Source organism: Desulfosarcina cetonica JCM 12296 (assembly GCF_001311845.1).
GTDB lineage: Bacteria > Desulfobacterota > Desulfobacteria > Desulfobacterales > Desulfosarcinaceae > Desulfosarcina > Desulfosarcina cetonica.
This window is the reverse complement of sequence record NZ_BBCC01000227.1, coordinates 1-9,109: the sequence shown is the minus strand read 5'-3', so window position 1 is coordinate 9,109 and position 9,109 is coordinate 1. Positions and strand designations below refer to the sequence as shown.

General features: G+C 60.6%; 8 protein-coding genes and 1 pseudogene. 4 read left to right on the top strand and 5 right to left on the bottom strand.

What is annotated here, in order from left to right; translation table 11 throughout:
- The first annotated feature begins 201 nt into the window (after positions 1 to 201).
- The 4 genes and pseudogenes from JCM12296_RS29780 (at position 202) to ppk2 (ending at position 4,999) form a co-directional block, all read left to right on the top strand.
- Positions 202 to 1,275, top strand: a complete 1,074-nt coding sequence (locus JCM12296_RS29780) for an integron integrase (protein WP_083456647.1) — start codon at positions 202 to 204, stop codon at positions 1,273 to 1,275.
- Positions 1,276 to 1,292: 17 nt separating this feature from the next.
- Positions 1,293 to 1,916 carry a transcriptional repressor LexA gene (lexA, locus tag JCM12296_RS29775; RefSeq protein WP_054700621.1) on the top strand — a complete coding sequence of 208 codons (624 nt, stop codon included), beginning with the start codon at positions 1,293 to 1,295 and terminating at the stop codon, positions 1,914 to 1,916.
- Between the two features lie 83 nt (positions 1,917 to 1,999).
- Positions 2,000 to 3,973: a putative DNA modification/repair radical SAM protein gene (locus tag JCM12296_RS29770; RefSeq protein WP_054700618.1), complete on the top strand. Its 1,974-nt coding sequence runs from the start codon at positions 2,000 to 2,002 to the stop codon at positions 3,971 to 3,973.
- A 130-nt stretch (positions 3,974 to 4,103) separates the two neighbouring features.
- Positions 4,104 to 4,999, top strand: a pseudogene (gene ppk2, locus JCM12296_RS29765) (polyphosphate kinase 2).
- A 223-nt stretch (positions 5,000 to 5,222) separates the two neighbouring features.
- Here the strand turns inward: ppk2 and JCM12296_RS29760 are convergent.
- From JCM12296_RS29760 to JCM12296_RS40460, 5 genes are all read right to left on the bottom strand, one after another.
- Entirely contained in the window at positions 5,223 to 6,044 is an 822-nt protein-coding gene (locus JCM12296_RS29760; RefSeq protein ID WP_054700615.1) for a nitroreductase family protein, read from the bottom strand.
- A gap of 371 nt (positions 6,045 to 6,415) precedes the next feature.
- Positions 6,416 to 7,360, bottom strand: a complete 945-nt coding sequence (locus tag JCM12296_RS29755) for a 3'-5' exonuclease (protein ID WP_083456646.1) — start codon at positions 7,358 to 7,360, stop codon at positions 6,416 to 6,418.
- On the bottom strand, positions 7,276 to 7,677 hold the full coding sequence (locus JCM12296_RS29750; protein WP_054700609.1) for a hypothetical protein: 402 nt from the start codon (positions 7,675 to 7,677) through the stop codon (positions 7,276 to 7,278). The genes JCM12296_RS29755 and JCM12296_RS29750 overlap by 85 nt, the downstream gene beginning before the upstream one ends.
- Positions 7,626 to 8,669 (bottom strand): UvrD-helicase domain-containing protein, encoded by a 1,044-nt coding sequence (locus JCM12296_RS29745; protein WP_054700606.1) that lies wholly within the window; start codon positions 8,667 to 8,669, stop codon positions 7,626 to 7,628. Before JCM12296_RS29745 ends, JCM12296_RS29750 begins: the two co-directional genes overlap by 52 nt.
- A partial coding sequence (locus JCM12296_RS40460) for a hypothetical protein (protein ID WP_172684174.1) occupies positions 8,669 to 9,109 on the bottom strand: 441 nt, incomplete at its 5' end. The genes JCM12296_RS29745 and JCM12296_RS40460, both read right to left, overlap by 1 nt.

Sequence of the window (9,109 nt, the reverse complement as noted above, 5' to 3'; positions counted from 1 at the left end):
TGTCATGAGGCCAATAACAAATTGACATTTCGTAAAAAGTGTGGTGCGATATGAACAAACGTTCACTGACAGACTTTTTAAACAAAGCGCCAGTGGCCGTGCAGATGGAACGATGAGCTATTTTTGATTAGCGTCATTTTCGCATTAAGTCAATTATATATTTATAGATCCACCCTTAGTGGCAAGCACGGAGGATAGACCATGGGGAATGAACCTTTTGTTGGCAATGGCCTTGTAACATCAACAAACCATTCTGGAAATCAATCTGTCCGTCCGCGACTGCTTGATGAAGTGCGCAATGCCATCCGCTGCCTGCATTACAGCATTCGCACGGAGCAGAGCTATATCGACTGGATCAAACGCTACATCTATTTTCACCAAAAACAACATCCTGAAAATTTGGATGAAAGCCACATCAGCGCGTTCCTGACCCACTTGGCGGTCGATCGTAAGGTGGCCAGTTCCACCCAGAATCAGGCGCTGTGTGCAATCGTGTTCCTATATCGTGAAGTCATTGGCAAAGAGCTGGGCAACTTTGACAATCTTGTGCGCGCCAAAAGGCCCCAGAAGCTGCCCGTGGTATTCACCCAAGAGGAAGTCCGGCAGATACTGTTGCAATTGGAAGGCATCTACTGGCTCATGGGGCAATTATTGTACGGTGCCGGCCTGCGGGTCATGGAATGTGTCCGCCTGCGGGTAAAGGACATTGATTTCGGCTATCGCCAAGTGCTTGTGCGTGATGGCAAGGGGCACAAGGATCGGGTAACAATGCTTCCCGAAATCATCGTCGGTGAGCTGCAACGTCACCTGCAAAAAATCAAAAAGGTCCATGAAACCGATCTAAAAGCCGGTTTCGGTGCGGTTTATCTTCCCTACGCGCTGGAACGTAAGTACAAAAACGCCAACCGCAGTTGGGCCTGGCAATATGCCTTCCCCGCCACCCGACGCTCCATTGATCCGCGCTCAGGCGAAGAGCGCCGGCATCACATCTCCGAGTCGGTTCCCCAGCGGGCGATCCGGCAAGCCATTCGAAAAAGCAGCATTGCCAAGTCCGGCTCCTGCCATTCCCTGCGCCACAGCTTTGCCACGCATCTGCTCGAAGCCGGGTATGACATCCGCACGGTTCAGGAACTCCTCGGCCACAAAGATGTTTCCACCACGATGATCTACACCCATGTGCTCAATCGTGGCGGCAAGGGCGTGCAGAGTCCGGGCGACATGCTGTTCGGTAGCCGTTCGGACGGAACCTTTCCACCATTTTCCAGCAACGCCTGAAGACAGGAGACGAACCGATGACATCCGATCTCACTCCCAGACAAAAAAGCATTCTCGATTTCATCATCGCCTTCCAGCGCGAGCATCGGATCGCGCCCACGGTGCGTGAAATTGGCGATCATTTCGGTTTGAGCGGGCCGGCGGGCATCCACCGCATTCTCAACATCCTAAAGGAGAAAGGTTATCTCCTGGCCGAGCCGGGTAAGAAACGCAGTTGGCGGTTCAGCGACCATGCGGCCATGTCGGGGATTCCCCTTTTGGGAAATATCGCCGCCGGCGCGCCCATCGAAGCCGTTGCCGTCGATGGTGACGATCTGCCCCTTTCACCCGGTCTGTTCGGTTGCAAGGAATGCTTCGGCCTGCGCGTCAAGGGCGATTCGATGATCGAGGCCCACATCATGGACGGCGATCTGGCCATCATCCGCCCCCAGCCGCGTGTGGACAGCGGCACCATCGCCGCCGTGCTGGTTCAGGATTTACTGACGGAAACCACCCTCAAGATCGTGCGCTATACCCGTGCCGTGCTAACCTTGGAGCCGGCCAATCCCGTCTACGCGCCGCTGGTTTTCAAGGGGCCCCAGCGCAGCCGGGTGCGGGTTTTGGGCAAGTATGTAGGGCTTATTAGGAAGATAGGGGTTTAGACAAAAAATTTGTCGCGGTCAAGGACCGCTCCTACAGGTCCGAAGTAAATTGAGATTTTGTTTTCCGGTGACACAAAAATCATATGCTGATCGAAGAAAAGCTTTCCATTCTCGCGGCGGCGGCCAAATATGACGTCTCATGCGTGTCCAGCGGCAGCCGGCGAGGCAACACCGGTCGGCGGCTGGGCAACGCGGTACCGGCCGGGGTGTGCCATACCTTCACCGAGGATGGCCGTTGCGTTTCCCTGCTCAAAATTCTCTTCACCAATTTCTGTGTTTTCGACTGCGCCTACTGCGTCAACCGGCGCAGCAACGACATTCCGCGCGCCGCCTTCACGCCGCATGAAATCGTCGGCCTGACCATCGACTTCTACCGGCGCAACTATATCGAGGGACTTTTTCTCAGCTCTGGGGTGATTGGCGGCCCGGACGAAACCATGGAACGGCTCATCCGCACGGTGAAGGATCTGCGGCAGAAAGGCTTCAACGGCTATGTGCACATGAAATGCGTGCCCCACACCAGCCGGCGACTGGTCCGGGAGGCGGGCCTTTTGGCCGACCGGCTGAGCGTCAATATCGAACTGCCCACCGACGAGAGCCTTCGCCGGTTGACCAAAGAAAAAACCCACGCCTCGGTGCTCACCCCCATGAACGTGATCCACGAAACCCTGGCCGAAACAGAGGAAGACAAAAAGCGCCTGCGGCATGTCCCCGCCTTTGCTCCGGCCGGCCAGAGCACCCAGCTGATCGTGGGGGCCAGCCCGGAAACGGACCATACCATCCTGCACCTCTCCGACCGGCTCTACCGCCGGCAGGCCCTGAAGCGGGTCTACTATTCGGCCTACGTGCCGGTGGGGAATATCGTCACTGACGATCCAACGGCGGCCGCACCGCCCCTCAAACGCGAAAACCGGCTCTACCAAGCCGACTGGCTGATCCGGCTGTACGGTTTCTCCATTGAGGAGGTGATCACCGCCCGGCAGCCCAACCTGGATCTGACCATGGATCCCAAACAGGCCTTCGCCCTGCGCCATCCGCAGTTCTTTCCCGTGGACGTCAACACCGCCGAGCGCGAGATGATCCTCCGGGTGCCGGGCATCGGCATCCGATCGGCCGACCGCATCGTCACCCTGCGCCGCCGGGGCCGCATTCGCCTGGAGCATTTGCGGCAGATGGGCGTGGTGATCTCCCGGGCCCTGCCCTTCATCCGTTGCGACGGTCTGCCCGACACCCGCTGGCACGTTCCGGGAGCCAACACGGCAAATGCGCGCCCGGTCGCGCTCAGCCCCCTGGTCTTCGTCACCGACGGAAGCTTCGACGGCCTGCTCAGTGCGATTTTCGACGCCTACGCCGAAAAAACGGCACCCGATGCCATCCAACCGGCCACCCACACCCAACAGGGCCTGTTCGAACGCCGCGTCAGCATCGCCACCGATAGTGTCAAGGCCGCCCGGGTATGGCGGGGGCTGAAGACCCACTTGGGCGTCAAGGGCCGCCAAATTCTCGCCGAAGCGTTTCTCTCGGACAATGCCGGGGTGGAGACGATGATTTACACCTACGTTCGTGAACGCATCCCGCACGCGAAGGTCAGCCCCAACGGCGTCTCCCTGGATGTAAAGATCCGCCTCGACCAGCTGGCCCGCAAGGTGCGCGAGGAGGCCCGCCGGCTGGAAGGCTTCGTGCGTTTCGAGCAGACCGGCGAGGGGCGCTATCTGGCCCGGATCGCACCGCGCTACGATGTCCTGCCGCTGATTCGGAATCATTTTGAATCCCGGTTTGCCGATCAGCGCTGGATCATTTATGATACGGTTCGGCGGTACGGGCTTGTTTTCGACGGCCGAACCGCTCGCGCCCTGCCGCTCGATATGGCCGAGCCAGGCGCCGGGAGCCGCCCGGATGCCGACGAGTCCCTCTGCCAGCGGCTCTGGCAACGCTATTACGATGCCGTCAACATCCCCGCGCGCAACAACCCGCGGCTGCATCGGAGACTGCTGCCACGGCGTTACTGGGCTTATCTGACCGAAAAAAGGCTGATGGACTCGCAAGACGCCCAATAACTGACGGATTCGTACAAAGCCCGATATCGGCGTTACGCTTCATCCTTCGTCATTGCGGAGTACGCTAAGCACGCCTCATTCCTCAGGATTCGCAAGCCTTGATCTCGGGCTTTGTACGAATCCGGCGGAAATGCGACTTTTTACGAGTGCATCAATAACGGATATCGCCGTCAAGGAGAGCGAATATGAAAGCAAAGGCAAATCGAAGAAAGACGAAAACCCGGTCGCGGCAGTCAACACCAAGGGGGACAAGCTGGACCGCAAATTCTACGAGGCGGAGATGAACCGCCTGCAGACCGAACTGGTCAAACTGCAGGCCTGGGTACGCCACAAGGGGCTGCGCGTGGTGGTCCTCTTCGAGGGTCGTGACGCGGCCGGCAAGGGCGGGGTGATCAAACGCATCGCCGAACGCGTCAGCCCGCGGGTTTTCCGCACCGTTGCCCTGCCCGCACCCAGCGACCGTGAGAAAACCCAGCTCTACATCCAGCGTTACGTCAAATTCATGCCCGCCGCCGGCGAGGTGGTGCTCTTCGACCGCAGTTGGTACAACCGCCTGCTCGTGGAGCATGTCATGGGGTTCTGCACGGATGACGAGTACGAACGCTTCAAGCGCAACTGTGCCGGCTTCGAGCAGTCACTGGTCGAAGATGGCATCATTCTCGTCAAGTACTGGCTGGAAGTCGGCAACGACGAACAAAAACGGCGGTTCCACCGGCGCATCGAGGATCCCATCCGCCAGTGGAAGCTCAGCCCCATGGACCTGGAATCCAGCGCCGCTGGTATGACTATTCGCGGGCGCGCGACGCCATGTTCGCCGCCACGGACACCCGCACCGCGCCCTGGGTCATCGTCCCTTCGGACGACAAGCGCCGGGCGCGGCTCAATTGTATCCGTCACCTGCTGGACGTCGTCCCCTATGCGGAAGTCCACCAGGAACCGGTCGACCTCCCGCCGCGCGACAAACAAAATGCCTATGACGATCTGAAGTCGCTCAAGGGCAGGCGGCAGGTCCCCGCGTATTATTGACGGATTCGTAAAAATCCCGATATCGGCGTTACGCGTATCCTTCGTCACTGCGGCGTACGCTAAGTACGCTCCTACGGCACCCGCGATAGCGGTATTCTCAGGATTCGCAAGCCTTGATCTCGGGCTTTTTACGAATCCGTCGGGGATGCGACTTTTTACGAGTCCATCATTATTAAAACGGGCCCTCAGGCCGCAGCCGGCCGTGAGGGCACTCCTTTTCTTCTCACATCCAGTCGATCACCGGCGGCTTGCGTTCGGGCAGGCGGTAGTAGCGCACCTTGGAATAGCCGATCATCATGGGGTAGTGATAGGGAATGTCGGCCGGGATACCCACCTCGGCCTTGATCGCCGGGCTGGACGCCAGGGCATTCTGCAGCAGGCCGGCCCAACAGGTGCCCATGCCGAACTGGGGAGCGGCCAGTTCCAGGTAGGAGAGCGCCAGGGTCAAATCCACCATGCCGTTACTGGATCCGGCCGGCGCCATGGCCACCACCAGGCAGGAGGCGGTCTGAAAGATCGAATTGAAGCCCTTGTCCCAGGCCTTGACCACCGCCGGCATGTAGGGGAGCATGCCTTCGCCGGAGGCGGCGACAATGCCCCGCATCCAATCGATCACCTTGCCGGCGATGGCGTCCAGACGCGCCTTGTCGTTGATCACCAGCCAACGCAGCACCTGGGCGTTGCTGGCCGTGGGCGCGTAACGACCGATCTCGATCAGCCGCTGCAAATCCGCCTTGTCCACCGGGCCGGCCTTGAAGCGACGCACCGAGCGGCGCGACCGCAGGAATTGCACGGCCTGGTCCTTTGCTATAGCCAGGGCCGGATCGATGGGCGGGCAGTCGGCCAGGGGCACCTCGGCATGGTCCATGGCGCCGTGGGGGCAGACGGCCACGCAGTGACCGCAGCGCAGGCACATGGCCTCGGCACCGCGTTTGAGTTCCGGATACTGGCCGGCCTTGAAATAAATCACCCCTGCCGGGCAGTCGTTGGCGCACAGGCCGTCCTGTTTACATTTTTCCTTGTCTACGATCAACAGTGTCATCATCTCCTCCAATAATGACGAGGTTGTCAAATGTCCAATATCGGCGTTAGGCTTCACCCCTCTTCGCTTCGGCGTACGCTAAGTACGCCTCACTCCCCGGGGCTTGCAAGCTTGATCTTGAACGTTTTACAACGCCGTCCGAATAGCGGCTTTCTACAAATTCATCAATTGTCGAAAGAACACCGATATCGGCGTTACGCTTCATCCCCTCGCCTATCCATCTTCAGCCGAAGCGCCTATCCACCCCATTTTGTCGCAGTCAAGGACAGCTCCTACAGTCGGGGCAGGGATGGAATCCGGTGCAGCTGAAACCTGTCTTCCCTTGTAGAGCGGTCCTTGAACGCTAAAATGCTTTCCCCCTAAACGCCTACAGCCTACCCACCTAAAACCCCACTTCTCACCTCCACGATCGGCAGTTCCCAGTTCTCCGCCCTGATATAATCGCGGTAACGGTCGCCGGGATCGAGCCGGTCACGCCTCAGGATCGCCAGGATGCGTGCCCCGGCAATGGCGGCGAGGCGCGGCCGCCAGCGCTCGTTTCCCTTGGCCGAAAGGCGGCCGACGCAATATCCCTCGCCGTCATGAATCTCGATCCCACTTGCACCCACTGCAAGGGTCACCGCATCACCGGTGGAAAGGGCGCCGATCCGGCGGTGGAGAAGATGTTGCGGGTCGAAGCCACCGGCATAGTCCATGAAGACATCCTCCAGCCCCACGATCTCATAATTGAACCAATCGACGCTGGCAAGGGTTTCAGGAGCCAGCGGACTGCGGCGCGGCAGCATGTGTTCACCGCTCAATTCCTTCAGATAGGGGTTGGGGCGACGGCGTGCGCGCATGAGGGTCAGGGTCTCTTTGGCACGGGTCATGGCCACGTAAAACACCCGCCGTTCGGCTTCTCCCTGGGCGTCGCTCAGGGGGCGCCCCCAGTCGCCGTCGAGCACGAACACATGCTTGAACTCCATGCCCTTGGCGGCATGAACGGTACCGAGAAAAACCCCGTCGCCAATGATCTTCTCCCGCCGTTGTTCGGCCAGAAAATCGAACAGATGGTCCAGCATCCGTTCGGCCGGCAGCAGGGCGTCGCCGGTTTCGGCCCGGTAATTCTCGATAAAGCCGTTCAACAGGCGTGTCCACAGTCCGGCTTCATCTTCACCGGCAACGGTCTTTTCGTCGCACGGCAAAAGATTCGACGCCCGCAGGGTTCCCAAGGTCTCGTCCCTCAGGCAATCGATCAGGGTCGCCACCTCGCGCACCCGGTGAATGGGAAAAGTCTTTTCCAAGGGCCGTTTGACCGGAATGCGGCTTTGTTCCAGCATCGCGCGCACCGGCCAGAGCAAGGCCCGCGTGCGCGCCAGGATGGCGCAGCCATTCCAGCAAAATCGGGATCCAGGCCGGCCAGGCGCTGCAGCTCGGCCACAGCCACGGCCGCCTGGTGGAAGTTATCCGCTACATCGATCACCTGGACACGGCCCTGGGCCACCGGATCCAGGCGTGCCCAGCGGCCGCCCGCCTCGGCCTGGGCCCGCTCGCGGTTGATGCGAATGGGGTGATCGCCCTTCATGCGGTCGCGATTGCGCTTGATCAACTGGTTGGCGGCGCTGATGATGTGGCGGCTGGAGCGGTAGTTCTCCACCAGGAAGATCGGCTTGACCGGATAGTCCGCCTGAAACTGGCGGATGAAGCCACGTTGGCCCCCCGGAAGCCGTAGATGTTCTGGTCGTCGTCACCCACGGCCATGATCGCCAGGCGTTTTTCCTTGTCGGCCAGGGTGCGGCCGGCGATGGCCGAGACCAGGTCGTACTGGTCCTGGTCGATGTCCTGGTACTCGTCCACCAGGATATGGCTGTAACCGCCCAGAAGCTGGTCGCGCAGGATGTCGGGCTCGGCACCGGGGATTTCGATATTACCCTTGAGCAGCCGCAGGGCATCCTTGATGATGCCGTCGAAATCGATGGGTTCGGCCGCCTGGGGCCCCGACCGTGCCTGCTCCAGGGCATCGCGCACGCTGATGCCGGCCAGGCGCATGGCGGCCCCGTGGTAGGTGACCACGGTCAGGCCGCGCGCATGGTTGCCCACCAGGGCAAAGAGCCGTTGACGCAAGGTCACCGCGGCATTGTGGTTGAAGCACAGCACCAGGATCTGGCGCGCCGGAATGCGCTCCACCTGCAACAGATAGGCGCAGCGATGGACGATCACCGTGGTCTTGCCGGCACCCGGACCGGCCAGGATAAGCAAATTGTGCTCGACCGGCGCTCCCACGGCACTGATCTGCACCGGGTTGCCCAACCGCTCGACGATGCGGCGGTAGGATTCGGCCGTGGTGGCCCGTTCGACCAGTTCCCGGCGGTCGGCGAAGTAGCGGTGCAAAAAACGCACGCGACCCAGGCTGAAGTAATCCAACACCAGCCCCAGGGCGCTGGCGATCTTCGCCAGTCCCAGGGAGGCGAACTCCACCATCACGTGCACCTGGAAACGCCGCTCGCGGTAGTGCACGGACAACGGTTTGAAGTCGCCCTGGGTGTAGCGCCGGCCCTTGATACCCGGCGCCATGCGGATGGTCATGGCCTGCCGGAAGACGGCCATGCCGCCCTGCAGGTGAATCGCCTTGTGCTCGTGAAGAAACATCAGGCGCGGTCGATGGCCGGCAGCACCTTTTTGACGGCGGCCCGCAGGGTAAGGTCACCGGCAATCGCCGCGGCCAGGTCGTTGCTCGAAAAAGAGAGATGCACGTCGCCGTTTTCCAGCGTTCCAGGATCATCCCCGGCCACCTTGGGTGCACCGGCCAGGCGAACCAGTTCCTTCAGGATCGTGCGGGCCACATTGTGGCGCAGGGCCACCGTGCGGACAATCCCCTCCCAGGAACGCTGCAGACGCACATCGTAGCGGTCCCGGCTGACATGCTGCAGTTCCAGGCTGCCCTGGCTGGCGGCCAGGCCCTTGCCATCATAGGTAAGCCCCTTGATCAGGCTCTGGACCACCGGGATGGTGGTCTCGATGCCCTCGCCGCGCAGGCGCTGGCAGAGCTGGCGCACGCTCAGGCTGACCCAGCGGCCGTCGTCGCATCC

Excerpts from the sequence above, each read along its gene's own strand:
- JCM12296_RS29780 (WP_083456647.1), top strand. The coding sequence starts at position 202 with ATGGGGAATGAACCTTTTGTTGGCAATGGCCTTGTAACATCAACAAAC.
- lexA (WP_054700621.1), top strand. The coding sequence starts at position 1,293 with ATGACATCCGATCTCACTCCCAGACAAAAAAGCATTCTCGATTTCATC.
- JCM12296_RS29770 (WP_054700618.1), top strand. The coding sequence starts at position 2,000 with ATGCTGATCGAAGAAAAGCTTTCCATTCTCGCGGCGGCGGCCAAATAT.
- JCM12296_RS29760 (WP_054700615.1), bottom strand. The coding sequence starts at position 6,044 with ATGATGACACTGTTGATCGTAGACAAGGAAAAATGTAAACAGGACGGC.
- JCM12296_RS29755 (WP_083456646.1), bottom strand. The coding sequence starts at position 7,360 with ATGCTGGAACAAAGCCGCATTCCGGTCAAACGGCCCTTGGAAAAGACT.
- JCM12296_RS29745 (WP_054700606.1), bottom strand. The coding sequence starts at position 8,669 with ATGTTTCTTCACGAGCACAAGGCGATTCACCTGCAGGGCGGCATGGCC.